An 18839-nucleotide genomic window follows, 5' to 3' on the forward strand; every position below is an offset into this window, starting at 1 on the left:
CTGAGGAGGAGGAGTGTGCGGAAGCACATAGAACAGGAGACCTAAAGATCCTTTAAGGTCCTTTAAGGGAAGAGGCTACCGCCTCACACACCTAATCCTAGCAGCTCCTATAGTATCCCTCTCTGGAGCTTGGCTTTTGCCAGCATTTATCCATCCGCTCCGGGGGCGCTTCCAGCGCTTGGTGACCAAAGGTGCTTTCAGTTTCTTTGTTCAACACACGTCCCTGAGAACTCAATAGCCGTTTATTAGGACCTATTTGGTACTAATTATTCATCACGGCATATGAACGCCTCCAAGCACTTCCTCAAAATAAATGACTGCCCAGCGGTGAGTCCGCTTTTCCTCCGTCCATCGACAGGGCGCAGGGGTGGTCGTTCCTTTGAGGCTTAGGCAGCCCAGCGCTTAGAGCCCCACGTCACCTAAGCGCCCCGAGCGTCACTCGCATCACAACCCCAAAACTTCAAAAGGAACCAAATCACTATGACACCCGCATCAGCGGACGATTTTGCACGTCCAATGCCGATCCCATCGACTATCGCTCCAACCGCTCCGAGCCTTCCCGGTCTCTCTCAGTCACCTGCACCTCAAGCGTTGAAATCGCCTCGTAAGGTGAGATCAGACAAAGGTATTCTCAAAGGGCCATACAAACCCCGTCAGCCCACCAGAGGCACTCTCAAGGGCGATTACTGGGAGATCCCGCTCCGAGGCGTTCATGGAGAGGGCAAAGTCCTGAAGGTGAACCCAGAAGACTATGAGCTTCTGATGGAAATGTCCGAGAATGGGACACGTCTTTATGTGGTGCCTGATGCCTCAGGATGCTTAACGGTCCGCCTGCGAGGACAAAGTGCTGCATGTTTTGCGGATAACTCTAACCCAGATCATTGCCTCCCAGTCACTCGGTTCTTGACCGGAGAACGACATGGCGGCCTTGTGCTTCGGCACATCAATCATGATCCGATGGATTGTCGCCGGGCAAACCTCATCCATGAAGTGAAAGCCAAGAAGACACGTCACCCTATCGACTGGGAGAAGGCCCAGCGAAAGCGTGAAGAGCGCATGGAAGTGGTCAGAGCGGCTCAGGCACCCCAAGCTCCCCTCTTCTCTTGACCTTCTCACCAAGGCGTCTGGACGCCCCAAGCGATTACATCGCCCCAAACAAAGCTCAGTCGCCTCAAGAGACCCGCATCCGTCTCTCCATCATGGACCTGATTAGGGACGGAAAGGCCTCACTCAAAGATGCTCAGGACGCCCTTTACCGGGAGGACCCTGAGCTGGTCTCAAGGCTCCACAAGGCCGTCACAGAGAGTCGCTGGGGCCGTTCAAGGCTCACTATGGGTCGCATGGCTTTATATGAGGACCTCTCTTTCCCGAGGTTCTCTAGTGGCTCTGATAGGCCGCGCCCCAAGCGATTGCATGTCAATGAGCTTGACCCTCGCCCCAAGCGGAAGGAACGTGGCGTCACTGTGAAGGAAATGGCCTCAGATGTTTCTCTCTGGGGTGCTTGTGCAGTTATGCCGGACAGAGAAGCCCTCACCCGGCTTCTTCAGTTCCATGGCTGGATTGAATGGGCTCCTTTCGGACGTGACCGTTCCCGTTGGTTTGCCTCTGATGAAGCCGTTGAGGGCGATTATGGGCAGACCGTCGATCCGTCTGAAAAGAGGAGCTTCGCAATCGGAGGTCCAGAGAGCTGCTTTCCTTTTCCTTCGTTCTATCAGAACAAGGTGAAGGATATTGTGTGGACGCTGGGCTGGGACACAATACTCGACCACCTCGGAACTCTTGCCACCAAGAAAGATCGTCTTGCGTGGCTGATGGCACAGCACGGCTATCTCCCTGCCAAAACCATTTCAGAGCTTGCAGGCGTGGGGATAGCCACAGTCAAACGATGGAAGGCTAAAAATGATACTCAGGGGTTATATAAAGAGAAGACTTCCAGCGCTTCAAAGGTCACTAACGCTTCCAGTGTTCCGATGAGAGTGAACTTCCGAACACCTTCCCCTTCAGTGCCCTATGATCCTGCTATGCTCATTCATCCAATCCTCTCCTCGCTTGTGGAGGAAGAGTGTCAGTGTCTAGAGGCAAAAACTGAAAATGATACCTAGCGGTTATAGATAGAGATCTCTGAGGAGTTCCCAAGCGCTGGAAGCGCCCCAGAGCGGATACCTTCAGGTTCTTTAGGATAGTCTGAAGAAGAGGGAGTGTGCGGAAGCACCGATAGAAAGGAAACCTTTCAAGATCCTTGAAGGCAATCCTGAGCGAGATGTGCTCCCGCACACTCCACCTTCCTTCAAAGTGCCGTCCAAGGTATCCGCTCTGGACATTCAAAGACCTCTAACAGCTCCCAACATGAGAAAGGAACTGGTCAGGCATGGCAAAGCCAAAAGCCCCCAAAGTGAAATGGAGACTTGAAGATGCTGAGAACCGCCTCTGGGAAGTGGGGATAGAAGTCTCCACTATTGAGAAGATGCCCAGCGGCTGTGGTTCAATCATCAGGACCCGTGATGGCCGGATAGTGTGTGTCTATGACACGGGCTCTCTAACCTGTCAGGGCAAGCTGATGGCTGATACGAAGCTCCTTTTTGAAGATCCTCCTTCAAGTCTCCTGAACGCCTCCATAGGAGCTCCCTCAAAGTCTGTGGAGAGCTTGCCGCCGTCTGCCTGCACCAACCCACTTGAGGGGCCTATAGCGCCTTCCAGCCCTCTTGGTGAGGCGTATTCCAAGGCGTCTGGATGCCCCAAGCGAGACACTCGCCCCAAGAGTCGGGTCATCACCTTGGAGGGAGCAGACCCTGACGAAGTGATGCCTTGGGACTAGAGAGCGCCTCTCACAGCTTCAGGTATTCCCTTCTCCACCATGCCCAGAATTGCCCGGCTATAAAGGTTCCACCCAAGATCCTTTGCGGCATAGGTGTTTCCGGCAAGTGATTTGGACTCATGCCCGATCAGGCGATCCCGAACCATCTCTGTGCAAGCTGCTGCACCATTGGCATTGGCCTGCTCAAAGAAGGTGATGAAGCTCCGCCTGAAGCTATGGAAGTTTACAATCTTGTCAGACTCTCTCCCCAATACCCATCGGCGAAAGTCAGGAAACCTCTTGGCGAAATAGTAGCCACGTTTCATCCCCGGTCCGCCGGGCACGCAATCCGGGAAGAGCGGAGCGTCTATGTTCTCCTCTCCAGCCTCTCTGAGACGCCTTGCAATGATGGGCTGCACAAGGGGATGGAGTGGGATGCGTCTGACAGAGTTCTTCGTCTTGGCCTCCTCATCAGTCACTTGGATGCCCCAAAGCTCCCCTTCAGCCCCATCGCGGTTGAGGATGCGTCCCACAGTGAGAGTGGCGAGTTCGTTCTGTCTTGCGCCTGTGAAGAGAGCGAGACGCATCATATCGCTGATAGCCGGACCCCATGCCCATCTCTTGCACTTGGAAGGATCGGCTTGCAGGAGCTTCAGCAGCTCTTCTTCAGTGAAGGGGCGAACGTCAGGCTTCTGCTTCCCGGCCTTCCTCTTCAGCCCGGCGGTAGCACCTACCCATGGGTTCGGACCTTTGAGGATATGCTTCTGGATGGCGAAGTCCCACATGACCTTCAGAGGCGTGATGCGGTTCCCTGCGGTCTTGGCACTCAACCCTCTGTCATCCATTAGCCACTCAGAGAAGCCCCCCAAGACCATTTCAGGCACCTCTTCGACTATCTGGGCACGAAGGAAGCCTATGAGATCGTCAGGCTCTCCAAGGCCCTGAGAATGAGCCAGATAGCGGGAGAAGTGATTTAGGGTGGCGCGGTCTAACGATATGATAGAGTGAGACGCATAGCGTTCTCGATCCTTCATCCAACGGTCCAGAAGCAGGGAGAAAGGTGTCTGGTTTCCCAGAGCGATTTCCTTGAAGCGAACCCGGTAGTGATCTCCGTCTTTCCCTGCCCGTTCAAGCTCCAGAGCCCGGTCTTCAAGCATACTATCCATGCTCTCGATAACCCGATCTCTAGGGCTATCAGAAGCACCTGTCTGATTGTCGTAGAAGTCATCGCTATCGGAGACAGAGTCAATCTCTCGCCGGGCTTCTAACGCCTCAGTGAGCAAGCGGTCTTCATTCATCCAATCGGGCTGCCAATGGCCGTGGATAGGCAGGAAGCCAGCCTTCACCAGCTTGGCGTCCAAATCCTCTCGCATCGCTGCAAGGGCCTTGTCGCGCCTCTTGATGGCTTCTTTAGCATCTTGGGTTCCGAGAGACCGGATAACTTCCTGCTTGATGCCTGATGTGGTCCCGAAAGCCTTCCCGGCATCCGCCCAGCGATCACGCGGAATAGACAGTCGAGCAGACCATGTGCGGCCACCTGTCCGCCTCAAGCCGTGCATATCATCATCTTGTAGAGCCTTCTTGGTCATGGAAGGACTACCGACGAGGTGCTACCAGCATGGTAGTGGACTACTACCGGCATGTGGTCATAACTGACTGATTTCATTGATATTTTTGAAAAGTGGCGGAGGGGATGGGATTCGAACCCACGATACGACTTACATCGTATAACGGATTAGCAATCCGCCGCCTTCAGCCTCTCGGCCACCCCTCCGCGTGGAAAGCAGTTTTTATACTGCGTTCGTGAAGGCGTTCTTAAGGGGGAACGGCCTCGCCGTCAAACCCCTTAAGAACAATTTTTTTATCTCATTCGGAAAGAAGCTTTTTCAAGGTTTCATTCACCAGAGCCGGGTTCCCTTTACCCTTCATGGCCTTCATCGTCTGGCCAACAAAGAAGCCGAAAAGCTTGTCCTTGCCGGATTTGAATTCAGCAACCTTATCCGCATTTGCTGCCAGGATATCGCGGATGGAGCTTTCGATGGCTCCTGTGTCAGTCACCTGACGAAGACCTTTCCGCTCAACAATAGCAGAAGCCGATTCGCCAGTTTCTACCATGTCTTCAAGGACTTCCTTCGCAATCTTGCCGTTAATCGTCGAATCCGAGATCAGGCTTAACAGCTCACGCAGTCCTTCTGCACTGACTGGACTGTCTTCAATTGAGCGACCAGTGCGGTTCAGGGCAGCAAAGAAGTCTCCGAGCATCCAGTTGGTGGCAAGGCGCGCATCGGCGCCCTTTGCAACGGTCTCGTAGAAGTCTGCGACAGCTTGCTCTGCGGTCAGGACACTCGCTTCATAGCGACTAACGCCGTATTCGCGTTCCAGGCGGTCCCGCTTGGCTTCTGGCAGTTCGGGAAGAGCAGCTTCTAGTTCGTCAACCCAGGACTGCTCGATGATGAGCGGAAGAAGATCCGGGTCCGGGAAGTAGCGATAATCGTGCGCGTCTTCCTTGGACCGAAGCGAGCGTGTTTCGCTGCGGACATGATCGAACAGGCGCGTTTCCTGATCGACTTCGCCGCCAGCTTCCCAGATCTCGATCTGGCGCTGTGCTTCTACTTCAATCGACTGCATGACATAGCGGATCGAGTTGACATTCTTGATCTCGCAGCGGGTCCGATATCCCTCCTCGCCCGGCTTGCGCACGGAGACGTTCACGTCAGCGCGCATGGAACCTTCTTCCATGTTGCCATCGCAGGTGTCGATATAACGCAGGATCTGACGGAGCTTCCGCAGGTAGGCTCCGGCTTCTTCCGGTGAGCGGATGTCTGGCTCACTCACGATTTCCATGAGGGCGACGCCCGCACGGTTCAGGTCAATGAAGGAACGCGTTGGGTCCTGATCATGGATGGACTTGCCTGCATCCTGTTCCAGATGAAGTCGCGTCACGCCGATTTCACGTGTGCTTCCATCTGCGAGATCAACCAGCACCTTGCCCTCACCCACGATGGGATGAGCAAACTGGCTGATCTGATAGCCAGTGGGGAGATCGGCATAGAAGTAGTTTTTGCGATCAAAGCGGCTGAAAAGATTGATCTGCGCGTTCAGGCCAAGGCCGGTACGCACTGCCTGCGCAACGCATTCCTGGTTCAGAACCGGGAGCATACCCGGGAAACCCGCGTCAATCAGGCTGACATGCGTATTTGGCTCGCCGCCGTAAGAGGCGGAGGCGCCAGAGAACAGCTTCGCTTTGCTGATGACCTGGGCATGAACTTCCAGCCCGACGACAATTTCCCATTCGCCGGTGTTGCCGGTGATACGATAGCTCATGCCGACACTCCTGCATGGATGGCGGGTCTGTGGGTGAAGGACGCAGCCTGTTCGATGACGTGCCCTGCTGCGATCAGTGTTTCTTCGTCAAAGAACTTGCCAATGAGCTGAAGGCCGAGCGGAACGCCCTGTGCGTCCAGACCGGCTGGAACAGAGAGCGCAGGAACGCCTGCCATGCTGGCTGGAACAGTGAAGATGTCATTGAGGTACATCTGCACCGGGTCTGTCGGCTTTTCGTCCTGAGCGAAGGCACTGGACGGCGCCGTTGGCGTCAGAAGGAAATCCACCTTCTCGAAGGCATTCAGGAAGTCCCGCTGGATCAGTGTACGGACCTTCTGTGCGCGCAGGTAATAGGCATCGTAATAACCCGACGACAGAACATGTGTTCCGATCAGGATACGGCGCTTCACTTCTTCACCAAAACCTGCGGCGCGGGTGGCTTCGTACAGTGCATCAAGGGAATCCCCCTTCACACGTTCGCCGAAACGCACGCCGTCATAACGGGCAAGGTTTGAAGATGCCTCTGCGAGAGCTGCGATGTAGTAAGTTGGAAGGCCGTACTTCGTGTGCGGAAGAGACACTTCCACCACTTCTGCGCCTGCGGCCTTCAGCCAGTTGATACCCTGCTGCCAGAGGGCCTCGATCTCGGCTGGCATGCCTGGGGCATGATATTCCTTGGGAATACCAACGCGCAGGCCTTTGACGCCTCGCGTCAGCGCTGCTTCGTAGTTTGGAACAGGGGTATTGACGCTTGTGGAATCCCGCTCGTCGAACCCGGCCATGGATTCCAGCAGGATTGCGCAATCCTGAAGGTTGCGGGCCATCGGGCCAGCCTGATCCAGCGAGCTTGCGAAAGCGATTGTGCCGAAACGGGAGCAGCGGCCGTAGGTCGGCTTGATGCCAGCAATGCCGGTGAAGGCGGCCGGCTGGCGAATGGAGCCACCCGTATCCGTACCGGTCGCGCCCAAGACCAGACCTGCGGCTACGGCAGCGGCAGAGCCACCGGAAGAACCGCCCGGAACCAGCTTGGCGTCAGAGCCATTGCGCTTCCAGGGGTTTTCTACCGGGCCAAAGGCTGAGTTCAGATTGGCGGAACCCATAGCGAATTCATCGAGGTTCAGCTTGCCAAGGAACACGGCGCCGTCACGCAGAAGGTTGGACGTCACCGTGCTTTCGTAAGGCGGGACAAAATTGCCGAGAATCTTGCTGGCCGCCGTCGTGCGGACGCCGTTCGTGCAGAACAGATCCTTGATGCCGAGCGGAATGCCGGTCAGTGCGCCGCCCTCACCTTTCGCCAGAACGTCGTCCGCAGCCTTTGCTGCTACGCGAGCCTGATCGGGCGTACGGGTGATGAAACTGTTGAGGCGGCCATCCAGACGCTCGATGGCATCCAGGTGGGCGTTCGTCAGTTCAACCGCGGAAATCTTGCGAGCCTTAAGGGCATCCCGGGCGGAAGCCAGCGTAAAATCGTGCATGCCGGACATTATTCGACCACCTTCGGAACCGTGTAGAACGGACCTTCACGGTCCGGAGCGTTTGACAGCACGTCATCGCGGCGATTGCCGTCCGTGACGCGGTCTTCCCGCAGGCGTGGCGTGGCGAGGCCTGTGCCAATCATGGGAGGGACATCTGTGACGTCCACTTCATTAAGCTGTTCCACCCAATCAATGATGGAACCCATGTCCTTCCCGAGAGAGTCTACCTCCCCCGGTTCGAGACCAATTCTCGCCAATCTGGCGATGCGCGTGACCGTTTTCGCGTCGAGCGACATGAACATTCCTGAAAAAGAGGAAATTATGGTAGCTTTTCAGCCGTCAGACAGATCATAACGCCGGGTTATGTCCCTGTTCAATCCACAAGACCTCCGTAATGTTCTTCAAACTGATCAGCGTATCCTTGGGCTGGACCCAGGATCGAAGACGATCGGCGTTGCCCTGACAGATGTTTCCCTCATGCTCGCCTCACCATTCATGGGGTTGAAACGGCGGAAATTGGGGGAAAATGCCAAGGAGTTGGCAGAGATCGTGACGCGTCAGAATGTTGGGGCGCTGGTGGTTGGCTTGCCCCTGTCACTGGATGGATCTTTTGGCCCAGCAGCACGTGCAGCATCGGATTGGACGACTGCTCTCTCGGAGCGATTGGGTATTCCGGCATGTCTGTGGGATGAGCGGCTTTCTTCCAGCGCTGTTAATCGCTTCCTGATTCAGGATGCAGATATGACGCGCGGGAGGCGAGCTGAAGTCGTGGACAAGATGGCCGCAGCCTACATGCTGCAAGGCTGGCTTGATGCAACGAAACCCGATCTTGAGAAGAAATATTTATAAAGAAAGGCAATTGGCTGAGCTCACATGAAACTCACGCCAATCAGAATCCCGAGAATAGAAAGCCCAACCAAAATACACAAAGGCAACATAAGGGTGGAGAGTAGAGACTCTCCCTCTTGCGTTGCATCCAAAGCAATTTCGTCTTCGGTATCATCGATGTCTGTCTGATCAGTCATGATCGGACAGTACGATATCACGCCGGTACAGGCGAGAAAATTATCTCATTACTCCATCAAAAGCTAAAGTCCGAAGAGGTGGATTTATGAAATGGAAAATTTTCAAAATCTGTTTGAGGGGCTGATATTCACCTCTCAAACAACGTTGAAAAGATCAAACTTTGTGGTTTTTATATATTTAACAGAAAAAAATCAGATGTAATTTTTATTATACGTTATTTTTAAGGCTTCAATCCGAAGATTTATTTCCTGTTTCGGATTTTCTTTCATTATTTTACATGGAATATTAATGGGAACATCACGTTTTTGTTGGGAAATCATCATATCTGAATGTCGCGTGCAAACTTCGAGTGTTGCCGCTTTCATGGAAATGCTCACGCGATCATGTAGTGAAGGGTTTCTTGATGAAGGGTCAGACATGAATTCGGTCCTTCCTTAATTCGGACTGAATTTATCCTGTTTTTCCGACTGTGGCAATTGATACTGTTTTCAAATAAGCTTTTCTCCTCACAGGAGGGCCCTAAAATGGCTGATGAAGAAATTGCTGGCTATCTTATTCGCCGTGAACTTGAAAACGGGGACGATGAATTCTGGAACCCTACAGAAAAATGGGTTTCTGATCCGGGTGACTCAGAGCTTTATGAAGACGAAGATGAAGCGAATGCCGTTGCTGATCTCCTGAGCGAAAATGACTCATTGGCGATTACCGTCGAAGAAGTATATTTCGATGACGGAGAAGAGGAAGATGAAGCCACAGACGGAGAATAAAATTTTCTCTTAAATGGTGAAGGCCGCACTGCTTTTTGTAGTGCGGCTTGTTTTTCGTATTTCGTCCTTAATTCGATAGTATTTTCTAATTTTTGGTATATTTCTTTTTTATATTTTAGAATACCAACAACCCAAAGGGCGTTGGATCAGAAATGCGCAAATCAATAAAGAACTTCAACACGACGCTGAGCGTCTGAATCTTTTAGCTAGCAAATCATCAATACCGGATGATATCAAATATATACTTGTGGCTCGAGCCAACAAATTGGCGGGTTACCGTCCTTGTTTGATTGGTTTCAGGCTTCATCACAAGAACAGGTTGAGCTCGAGAAACTTTCGACTTTAAGCGAGGTATTTGTAGAGGTCATTCCTCATGACCCGGCAGGCATCCGAAGTTTCCCCCCGAACATGCCGAAAATCGCATGTAAAGAGCGACATTGATTTATAGAAATTATACTCTGCTCTACAGCAGCATTAAAAAATAAATCTTTTCAAGGACTTAGAATGGTGGGCGCGACAGGGATTGAACCTGTGACCCCTGCCGTGTGAAGGCAGTGCTCTACCGCTGAGCTACGCGCCCATTCATTGAGCGGGCTTTTAACAGCGGCTGTACAGTCTGACAAGACGCTTTTTTAAACACCTCTTCGCCTTTGTTTGAACTTATTGCGCTTCCAGAAATACTTTGTCTGACTCGGAGCGACAATGAAACGGAATGCTGCCTTGGATTGCTTGCGAGGAGCAGCAATCCTTCTTGTGATCAGTAATCACATCGGAATACGTATTCCTCTCCTCCACACCGAATTAGCGAGCTTTCTGCCGCACCAATTTCTGGTGAGTGTGAACTATAACGGGGGGGAAGCCGTAAGCATCTTCTTCGCTTTATCCGGCTTTCTGATCACTACCAGAGTTATGCAGGTCTTTGGAGCACTTGATCGGATCCAACCAGCTACATTTCTTATTCATCGCGCCATTCGTATTGTTCCCTGCCTTGTACTCCTGGTGTGCGTTCTGGGAGTTCTCGATTATATCGGCTTTGAGGATTATCGGTTCTCCAAGCCGGGTCAGAGTTTTATCGGTGCCGCGATGGCAGCTTTCGGGCTTTACTTCAATATTTGGCAGGCGCGGCATGGATGGAGTGTTGCAGGCTGGACGGTTCTGTGGTCGCTCTCGATTGAAGAGCTCTTTTATCTGCTGTTTCCGTTTCTCTGTCGGCTGAATGCCCGGCTGCGCATAGGGCTACTTGTTATCCTCGCCGCTGCAGCGCCAGTTTATCAGGCGACACTTAAAGGCAATGAAATCTGGAAAGAGCAAGCCACTCTGACTGGGCTGGGGACGATAGCCTTGGGTGTTCTTATGGCCATTATAGCAGCACGTTATCGTCCAATCGGACGTTGGCCTGTCGCTATGGGGCTGGCGGGCATGGTGATGATGCTGTTGGAGATGTGTGGCCCCTCATCATGGTGGCCTCTGCTGTCCGATGGCTGGTTTGCTGTCCTCTATTTGGGCATTGCCATGTTGGTTCTGGCGTGCGGCTGGCGTTCCTTTGAGGGGGCTCAATGGAGTTGGTGGATCCGCAGAATGGGGCAACTGTCATATGAGGTTTATCTGTCTCATATGTTTGTTGTCATGGCAGTCGTTCGGATCTGGAGACATAACCACTGGCCTCAAAGTCTGGGGTGGATCGTTTATCCAGTTTGCCTGATGGTGATCTGGGGTTTGGGTGAAACTGTTTCGCGGTTGTTCACCAAGCCGATCTCTCGAATTCTGGAGCAGGCACTAACGTCTCATATTTATCAAAAATCCCCTGCCGTTAACTCGGTCAAAATATCTGGGGTACAGCCTTAAAATACCTCTTCTCTCGCCGCCGATATTCCATTGCCAGCATGAGTAGACTGCATGGTGATTTCAGAATTCTCGATATTTTGACTACTCCCTGAGCAAGGGAGGCGCTGGCAATGAGAGGTAATGCATGCGTTTCTGTTCGCGTCTGCCTAATGTGATGCTATCCAGAATCAGGCCGCACACCAGTGAAAGTGCCGCAAGGATCATACTGCCTGTGGCAAGGAGTGCTGTAGGGAGGCGCGGTACCAGTCCTGTGTGAAGATAGGTCAAAACGACAGGAAGCCCGAGACTTAGGCCCATAATGGTAAAGAGGGATGCGAGGGCTGAAAAGAACATCAATGGGCGCTCCTGCTTCACCAGATTGATAATGGTTTTCAGAATTAGCAGCCCATCTGAGTAGGTGCGCAGCTTGGAGGCAGAGCCAGGTGGGCGCTCAATATACGTTGTCGCAACTTCCCCGATGGGCATCCCTAATTCAAGGGCATGGACTGTGAATTCGGTCTCTGTTTCAAAACCGGCGGAAAGAGCAGGAAAAGACTTCACGAAACGACGTGAAAATACTCGATATCCGGACAGCATATCACTCAGACGCCGACCAAAAACAAACGTTACCAGGCCTGTAAGCACTTTGTTGCCCAGTACGTGGCCGCGCCGATAAGCCGCTTCCCGGTCTGTCACGCGGGCTCCATTTACCATGTCCAGCCCTTCTGACATGGCGGCCTTGAGCATGATGGGCGCTGCGGCGGCTTCGTAGGTGGCGTCTCCGTCGACGAGAATATAGTAGTCTGCATCGATGTCTGCGAACATGCGGCGGATGACGTGCCCTTTGCCTTTCATCCGTTCTGTACGGACAATTGCTCCGGCGGCTTTGGCGATTTCCTTGGTGTCGTCTGTTGAGTTGTTATCATACACATAAATATTGACGCCCGGCAGTGCCGCACGAAAATCATGAATAACCTTTTGAATGGTCACTTCTTCATTATAGCAGGGTACAAGAACAACAATGCGGGACGAAGAAAATGGATCATTTTCAGAAGGCATTTAGGTGTGACCAATATTGAGAGTGTTTGAAATACCGTATTTGGAATTTATAGATTTCTTCTGCCTGAAACTCAAAGGCTGATATCGTTTTGTATAAACGATGCGCATGTCATCATCTGGCCGATTGCCGCAAAAGCAATGTTCTATGCTGAAGAACAGAATAACAATCCGCTCTTCAGCATAAGTGTAAGTGGAGCTGTCAGAAACCAAACATATGATCGAGGGAGAAGCCGCCTTCCCCATTTTCCAATCCGTGATACCCGAACAGTCGGCATGTCAGGTCGCGGATCAGGATATAACCACCGACACCTGCGCGTTCCAGAAGAGCATTCTCGAACATCTCATGCGGACGAACTATGTATGAACCCGATGGCTGGATGTGGATGGCTGTTTCAGCCACGAGAGTACCATCAACTGCGTGGAGGAGTAGAACCGTCTCGGATGGATCTGTTCCCTCAATAGACGCTGGATGGATCAGGCAACAAAAACTACGCAGATGATCATGCCCAAGCTTCAGGAAGAGGCGCGTCGTCAGGCCCGGCGGTGGACCGGAGTAGGATTGCGGTTCGGAACGCCATGTCATGAGCGTGTTAAAGATGTGGGCTCCAAAGCTGGTTTCTGCCGCATGATCGGTTTCACGGTTGCGATAGCGCATGAGCGCATGAAGCCAGCCGTCAGCTTCTCCTCCGTCTCGGAAGTCATATACCAGATCTGCATGCCCTGGCCGGTCTGTCAGGTCATGCAAGGCGATGGCTGTTGAGTGGCTGCGCGGAAGATTGCCAAGGAAGTGGGAGCCTACCGGCTGGCCGGCATCATCGAAAATATCCAGCCGCACAGGAAGCGTTTCCAATGCTTCGGACATGGGGTTTGGTTGGATAAAGCTTTCAAATTTTGCAGGGTCCAGAATGGGAAAAGGCAGCAGAAAGCCTCGGCCTAGCGATGGTGCGAAATTTCTGATGGCTGGGTCTGGGCGAATATTGTCCCGCTCGACATTCAGGTGTGCAATGCGTGTGCGTCCACGCTGAGTTATTTCATAGCGCGGCCGAACCAGATGACGTCCTGAGCGCATTTCGAGCTGGGCAGGCCATGCGAGTTCGGGAAAGATTTTTCCAACATCGACTGCGACCGTCTCAAACGGGCCGATCGCCTGATCTACGCCACGATGTTCTTCCACGCCCATGGGGTTAAAGGTAATGCCTCCCGCCGGGATCGTGGTGGCATGGCTGTTCTGGACCCAGACGGTAAGGGTCTCATCTGCTTCCGGAGCCGGTAGCGTGGCATAACGGACAGATGGCCAGGCATTGGCGTCATGCGTGACGGACAGGCTTGGGTCACCGTTTCTGCCCCAGACATCCAGCGCGTACTTGACGACGTCATGCCCGCGTGCGCCGATCACATGAATGAAAAGCTGCCCCATAAACGGTGGCAGGTTGAAACGTTCACGTATTTGGGCGCTATCAATCGTGATGCCTGCGCCAGACTGGGTAACAGGTTGCTCCCACTGGGCGATGACCTGCCCGGACTGGTCATAAAGACGTAGCCAGTAACGCAGATCCTGCGAGCCATAATTGGACCAGTAGTTGGCCGTCACGATCCGCGTGGAAAACTGATCGTCATCCCGAAAAAAAGCAAAATTTGTCGCGAAATTGAGTTTGTCGAGATAGGGGCGACCACGGACGATCATATCATCGGGTAGGCGTGCCGGGGCGAGAGTGTGCAATGTGCGCCCGTTCAGGAGCTTGCCCAGACGACCGCGCATTTTCGCGTTATCGAACGAGAGCGCCAGAATGATATCTGCATCAGTGTCGGGCAGTTCCAAAAGGGCTTGCTTCGCCCCACCAAAGCCGTCGGGTTGGCCAACCTGCTCGGTATCATGAACCAGCAAGACAGAAGGTTTTAGTCCCGGATAAAGGGCAACCAGCGTTCGGACGGTGTCCTCGGGGTCGTAAATGACGATTGTCTGCCCGGCGAAGGCCTTCTCCATGCGCGTCAGCGCCTCGGCTGCTAGCGGGTGGGCCAGCGCCTTGTAGAGCACGTTTCCACCCTGTGGACCGAAAGTGCGGATATCGAGCATAGAGGGCCCTTTCAGAGCTTCAGTCGTCGGCGCATTTCTCTCGCCACAGTGGGGGTGTCGTCAAGCGGCTGGACAGACCATGATGTCAAGGTCGGGTTGAATATGCGGACGCGCCCTGCTTCCTCAAGGGTTTGCACAAACCGGCCAATGCGTGCTGACTTGCCCGGAAGCGGAAGAACCATCACCGGTGCAGTCGTAGCGGCAGCTTCAGAAATCATGGAAACACTGTCTGTAGTCACGGCAATCATATCTGCGCAGGCAAGCATCCCGAAATAAGGATTGTTATCTCCCTGCCCCTCAAGAATGCGGATACCGGCTGGAACAAGCTTTTCCTTCAGCACGGCAAGAGCGGCTGGGTCCGTCCGGCGTGAGGGGGTCAGGACAGCCTGCATTTCATTCCGGTTCACGAAAGCGATCAGTCCTTCTGCCATTTTGACTGCTTCCGCCACCCCAAGAGAAAAGCGCCCGTTTGTGCCGCCAACCAGAATGGCAAGCAAAGGCCGCTCGTCATGTTTCAGACGATCAGCCCATAAGGCACGGGCATAATCCAGCTTCTGGGGCGTGACGGGGTGCAATGCATTGCGAGAGATCAAAACATTCGGGCCATTAATGCCGTCATGGCTGTTGGCAACAATAAGATTAAATTTTGTGAGGTCAGTTCGGGGATTTTGAATCTGCACCACGGGCAACCCTTCCCGTTTGGCAACTGCTGCCCCTGCAATACCTCCCGTCCCACCAATACTGATGATCAGTTTTGTGTCAGGCGCTATGGTGATGGGGGCAATGCGCTTTAAAGGAGACGGCCAGTATCGGGCCGGAACATGGTTCCAGGGTTTGCGGATCAGAACGGGTTGAAAGTCCCAGTCCATTCCTGCTTTCTCCGCGAGACCGGCACCTTGCGCACGCATCCCGGCGAAGTCTTCGGCGATGATCGTGGCCTTCATGGTTGGACTCCAAAAAAAGACGCTATTTCCCGAAACGGAAGAAATTTGGCAAGAAGCGGATATGACGATGCCTGAAACACCTTCCATTTCCAATTCTGACGGTTTTGCCGAGTTTGGACTGATCCCCCCTCTTCTGGCCACGCTGGAGCAGGTTGGGCACAAACGCCCGAGCGCGATCCAGTCTCAGGCCATCCCGCCGCTTCTGGCCGGGCGCGATGTGCTTGTCGCATCCCAGACAGGAAGTGGCAAAACTGCTGCTTTCGTGCTCCCCATGCTGCAGAAGCTGAGTGAAGGGGAAGCTGCGCCGGGCCCGCGCGCTTTAATTCTTGAACCCACACGGGAGCTGGCCGCGCAGACTGCGGCAGTCTGCCGTCAATTAGGGCGTCGCCTGTCTTTGAAAACGCGTGTGATCTGTGGCGGAACACCCCGTGATCAGCAACTGCGCACGATCCGCGATGGCGTCGACATTATTGTAGCCACGCATGGACGACTGCTGGACCTGGTGATGCAGGGTGAACTGGTTCTGGAGTATTTGACCTACCTCGTGCTGGATGAGGCCGATCGCCTCCTGGATGAAGACTTCTCCGAAAGCATGACGGCGCTGACACCGTATTTTCCCGATGTACCGCCGCAAACCGTCTTTTGCTCTGCTACGTTGCCGGAGCCGGTCATGGCTCTGGCCAAGCGTGTAACGCGTGATCCGGTTCGCGTGGATGTTGCTGCTGAAACCTTCACGCCAAAGAAAATACGCCAGCGCGCGATGTTTGTGGAAAAAGACGACAAGCCTGAAACTGTCGCACGTATTCTGGAGAGGTTTCCGGGCCGCAGCATGGTCTTTGCCCGCACAAAAGTGAATGTCGATCTGATGGCCAAGGTGCTTCGCCGTCATGACATCAGGGCGGAAACCCTGCACGGTGATCGGACACAAGGCGCACGAAACAAGGCTTTGGATCTGTTCCGGCAGGGCCGCGTGCCTGTGTTGGTGACCACGGATATCGCCTCACGTGGGTTGGATATTTCCGATGTTGATCTTGTCATCAACATGGACATGCCGGAAACGCCTGAATCGTATGTTCACCGCATTGGCCGGACGGCCCGTGCCGGTAAGAAGGGCGCTGCGTTCTCTCTTATCAACAGTGATGAGCGTCTGTTTCTGCGCGATATTGAAAAGCACATTGGCTATCGCATTCGTATCGCGACAGAAGACGCACTCGACACCTAAGGGAGGTAGCGATCCAGAATATTTCTTCCCAGTTCCTGCCACGCAATTGTGCTGTCAGGAATTGGAGGAATTGGTGGTGGATTTTTCAAAAGGACGGTGATTGCCTGAGCGATTGCCTCCGGCTCCGGTTCACAGAGTACTGCCTGTGAATTGTCAGCAAACTGCTCCGTGAGCCCCCCCACATTTGTCGCAACGATATAACGCCCTCCTGCTGCGGCCATTGCGCCAACGCCACTTTGAGAGGCTTCCCGATAGGGAAGCAGCAATACGTCTGCCCAGCCAATCAGCTGTGACAGCTCATTTTCCGGAACCCACCGATTTTCGACCTGAACTCCGTTGATCTTCTGAAGCTCGGCTAGTTCAGGACTATCGGGCCCCTGCCCGATAACGCGACATTCGATAGAAACATCAACCTGCGGGAGTGCCGCAGCCAACAGGTCCAGTCCCTTATAGGGCAGAAGACGTCCAAACATCAGCAGCCTGGGTTTACCCTGATGGCTGAAAGGCGGAGCGGCGTTCGTCCCGATAAATGGTGGATGGGAAAGTGAAAGGATCCTTTTTCCCTGACACGATGCGTCGCCCGACAATGTTTGGGCGACGTGCTGGCTAAAGGTGACCAGACTGGATGACTGTCTGATCAGAATGCGTTGAAGAAACATCTGTAACGGGTAGCCGTCTCCCGGATGGGCACGGGCATCGTGAATGATCGTGATGACCGGCACCCCGGCCCGCCGCAGAGCATGCGCCATGAGAACATCAAGCGGCCCTGGCATTGCACAGATGGCGATATCGGGCCTGTTGCTCAGAATGGCCATGAAAAGACGTGTGATAATCACCGGTGCCTGCAGGAATTTGCAGAACAACCCGAACGCAGAGCGATACGTCCTGAATGTCAGGACATTCGCAGGGGCGTGATGACTATGAAGGATTTCCGCTTGGTCTGAAAGCGAGAGCTGAACACTGGTTCGGGGAAGTGCAGCAAGCCCATTGGCAAGGTCCACCGCGATTCGCGGCCCCGCGCCCCGTTTCCCCCACTGCCAGACAAAAACTTTCCTAGCGGTCACCCCTGAACTCCTGACGCCTGTACCGCTTGCAGAAGGCTCTGGCCGTTCAGTCGATCCTCCACACGCTTCATGGCGGCATTCCCCAGGCGTTCCCGAAGGGCAGGATTATCTGCGGCTTCTCTTAATGCCTGTGCTGCGGATTGAACGTCAGGGTTGGCCCAGCTGGTTTGCGGCATGTCGAGAACACCCCGTGGGTCACGGGCGGGAGACAGACTGTAGGCGACAGGGAGTCCGCATGAAGGATCCATGAACTCGGCCGTTGCGGACCAGTCCGTGGCGACAACGCAGCGCCCCAGCGCCATAGCTTCCGCCACAACCAGTCCGAACCCTTCGCTCCTGTGAAGGGAAAGAACGATATCAGCGCAAGCCATGAGCGCCAGCGTGTCTTCGCTGCTGTAATGCGCTGTATTGAGGCGAATATTGGGAGCCCCGCCGATCGCTGCCTGAATGACAGCCATATCGCCTGGGTAGTTCTCTGTATGGCCAATCTTCAGCAGTAAAATCCGGTCCGGACGGATGCCGAACGCCTCACGAAAGGCCCGAATGGTATCGATGGGGTTCTTCCGAACCATGCTGGATGCAAGATTAAACGAAACAAGAACAATGAGGGCATCAGCTGGCAGGTTGAATGCCGCCCGGTCTTTCTGAGAGGGTTTTTGACCCGCAAGGCCAACAGGGTGTTCCACCACGCGAACCGGGACATTGAGGGGCGCGATCGCATCAGCGGTAAAGCGGGACGGCACCCAGATTTCATGGACATATCGCCGAGCGTATGTCCATGTTTTTGGAATGATGGGCAATTCCCATGCCCAATAGCCGATCACTTTCCGGCCGTTCCGAAGAGAGCGCGGCATTCTGAGAAGGACAGAGGGGAGCATTGGCGCATTGACGTGAATGACAAGAGGTGCGCCTGCCCCGACTGCATCCCCTTCAAGTCGCCGGGTGTCTATATCCCAGGTCGCACAGGGAATGTTCAGCTTGCGCAAAGCCTGCACCATCAGACGGGCCCCTTCGCCCAGTCCTGAACTGCGGCTCAGTTCTCCAGCCACAATAATGCCGGAAGCACGGGATGGATAAGTCTTGCTGATGCTGGGCGCGACGAGGGCTGTTGCCCATGCAAAAAACCGTCGTCTCGGTTCCTGAGGCAGTTTTTGCCAGATCCTGTGAGCTACAGAAAGATCAGGGTGGCTCACGGCATGTCCTTCAAGGCGTGTTTCGTACGGAGAAAAATCGGTTTCAGTTTAAAATCAGCTGCCGTCACGCCTG

17 protein-coding genes and 2 tRNA genes are annotated in these 18839 nt (G+C 53.9%); 7 read left to right on the plus strand and 12 right to left on the minus strand.

The window, feature by feature from the left end:
* Positions 1–480 precede the first annotated feature (480 nt).
* The 3 genes from KP702_RS09860 to KP702_RS09870 all read left to right on the plus strand — a co-directional run bounded on the left by KP702_RS09860 (position 481) and on the right by KP702_RS09870 (position 2815).
* Positions 481–1107 (plus strand): hypothetical protein, encoded by a 627-nt coding sequence (locus KP702_RS09860; protein ID WP_252348655.1) that lies wholly within the window; start codon positions 481–483, stop codon positions 1105–1107.
* 356 nt (positions 1108–1463) lie between these two features.
* On the plus strand, positions 1464–2102 hold the full coding sequence (locus KP702_RS09865; protein ID WP_215768845.1) for a hypothetical protein: 639 nt from the start codon (positions 1464–1466) through the stop codon (positions 2100–2102).
* A 266-nt stretch (positions 2103–2368) separates the two neighbouring features.
* A complete protein-coding gene (locus KP702_RS09870) occupies positions 2369–2815 on the plus strand; it encodes a hypothetical protein (protein ID WP_215768846.1) in 447 nt (148 codons plus the stop codon).
* On the opposite strand, the gene KP702_RS09875 is transcribed toward KP702_RS09870, so the two are convergent.
* The 5 genes from KP702_RS09875 to gatC form a co-directional block, all read right to left on the minus strand.
* Positions 2812–4383, minus strand: a complete 1572-nt coding sequence (locus KP702_RS09875) for a site-specific integrase (protein ID WP_252348656.1) — start codon at positions 4381–4383, stop codon at positions 2812–2814. The two genes, KP702_RS09870 and KP702_RS09875, sit on opposite strands and share 4 nt — an antisense overlap.
* A 93-nt stretch (positions 4384–4476) precedes the next feature.
* A tRNA-Ser gene (locus tag KP702_RS09880) sits at positions 4477–4568 on the minus strand.
* Between the two features lie 92 nt (positions 4569–4660).
* On the minus strand, positions 4661–6118 hold the full coding sequence (gatB, locus tag KP702_RS09885) for an Asp-tRNA(Asn)/Glu-tRNA(Gln) amidotransferase subunit GatB (protein WP_202207515.1): 1458 nt from the start codon (positions 6116–6118) through the stop codon (positions 4661–4663).
* Positions 6115–7602, minus strand: coding sequence for an Asp-tRNA(Asn)/Glu-tRNA(Gln) amidotransferase subunit GatA (gene gatA, locus KP702_RS09890; RefSeq protein WP_064275349.1), 1488 nt, complete (start codon positions 7600–7602; stop codon positions 6115–6117). Before gatA ends, gatB begins: the two co-directional genes overlap by 4 nt.
* Positions 7602–7889, minus strand: a complete 288-nt coding sequence (gene gatC / locus KP702_RS09895) for an Asp-tRNA(Asn)/Glu-tRNA(Gln) amidotransferase subunit GatC (RefSeq protein WP_064275348.1) — start codon at positions 7887–7889, stop codon at positions 7602–7604. The genes gatA and gatC overlap by 1 nt, the downstream gene beginning before the upstream one ends.
* Positions 7890–7956: 67 nt before the next feature.
* Between gatC and ruvX the strand changes: the two genes are divergently transcribed.
* Positions 7957–8442: a Holliday junction resolvase RuvX gene (gene ruvX, locus KP702_RS09900; RefSeq protein WP_202207516.1), complete on the plus strand. Its 486-nt coding sequence runs from the start codon at positions 7957–7959 to the stop codon at positions 8440–8442.
* A 368-nt stretch (positions 8443–8810) separates the two neighbouring features.
* On the opposite strand, the gene KP702_RS09905 is transcribed toward ruvX, so the two are convergent.
* Complete coding sequence (locus tag KP702_RS09905) at positions 8811–9038, minus strand: hypothetical protein (RefSeq protein WP_202207518.1); 228 nt, start codon at positions 9036–9038, stop codon at positions 8811–8813.
* A 105-nt stretch (positions 9039–9143) separates the two neighbouring features.
* On the opposite strand from KP702_RS09905, the gene KP702_RS09910 reads away from it, so the two are divergent.
* Complete coding sequence (locus KP702_RS09910; RefSeq protein WP_202207519.1) at positions 9144–9386, plus strand: hypothetical protein; 243 nt, start codon at positions 9144–9146, stop codon at positions 9384–9386.
* A 505-nt stretch (positions 9387–9891) separates the two neighbouring features.
* Here KP702_RS09910 and KP702_RS09915 read toward each other — a convergent pair.
* Positions 9892–9966, minus strand: a tRNA-Val gene (locus KP702_RS09915).
* A gap of 122 nt (positions 9967–10088) precedes the next feature.
* Between KP702_RS09915 and KP702_RS09920 the strand changes: the two genes are divergently transcribed.
* A complete protein-coding gene (locus KP702_RS09920) occupies positions 10089–11231 on the plus strand; it encodes an acyltransferase (RefSeq protein WP_202207520.1) in 1143 nt (380 codons plus the stop codon).
* Positions 11232–11312: 81 nt separating this feature from the next.
* Here KP702_RS09920 and KP702_RS09925 read toward each other — a convergent pair whose 3' ends face one another.
* From KP702_RS09925 to KP702_RS09935, 3 genes are all read right to left on the minus strand, one after another.
* Positions 11313–12269, minus strand: a complete 957-nt coding sequence (locus KP702_RS09925; RefSeq protein ID WP_215768847.1) for a glycosyltransferase family 2 protein — start codon at positions 12267–12269, stop codon at positions 11313–11315.
* Positions 12270–12468: 199 nt separating this feature from the next.
* Positions 12469–14343 (minus strand): hypothetical protein, encoded by a 1875-nt coding sequence (locus KP702_RS09930; RefSeq protein WP_215768848.1) that lies wholly within the window; start codon positions 14341–14343, stop codon positions 12469–12471.
* An 11-nt stretch (positions 14344–14354) separates the two neighbouring features.
* The gene (locus KP702_RS09935) at positions 14355–15287 is read right to left on the minus strand and encodes a mitochondrial fission ELM1 family protein (protein WP_202207523.1); all 933 of its coding nucleotides are present in this window, start codon (positions 15285–15287) and stop codon (positions 14355–14357) included.
* On the opposite strand from KP702_RS09935, the gene KP702_RS09940 reads away from it, so the two are divergent.
* Positions 15271–16509, plus strand: coding sequence for a DEAD/DEAH box helicase (locus KP702_RS09940; RefSeq protein ID WP_202207524.1), 1239 nt, complete (start codon positions 15271–15273; stop codon positions 16507–16509). The two genes, KP702_RS09935 and KP702_RS09940, sit on opposite strands and share 17 nt — an antisense overlap.
* Here KP702_RS09940 and KP702_RS09945 read toward each other — a convergent pair.
* Both KP702_RS09945 and KP702_RS09950 read right to left on the minus strand, forming a co-directional pair.
* Entirely contained in the window at positions 16506–17573 is a 1068-nt protein-coding gene (locus tag KP702_RS09945; RefSeq protein WP_215768849.1) for a glycosyltransferase family 4 protein, read from the minus strand. The two genes, KP702_RS09940 and KP702_RS09945, sit on opposite strands and share 4 nt — an antisense overlap.
* The gene (locus KP702_RS09950; protein ID WP_215768850.1) at positions 17570–18766 is read right to left on the minus strand and encodes a glycosyltransferase family 4 protein; all 1197 of its coding nucleotides are present in this window, start codon (positions 18764–18766) and stop codon (positions 17570–17572) included. Before KP702_RS09950 ends, KP702_RS09945 begins: the two co-directional genes overlap by 4 nt.
* Between the last annotated feature and the right edge of the window lie 73 nt (positions 18767–18839).

It is taken from the genome of Gluconobacter sp. P5B12 (genome assembly GCF_018812035.1).
Taxonomy (GTDB): domain Bacteria; phylum Pseudomonadota; class Alphaproteobacteria; order Acetobacterales; family Acetobacteraceae; genus Gluconobacter.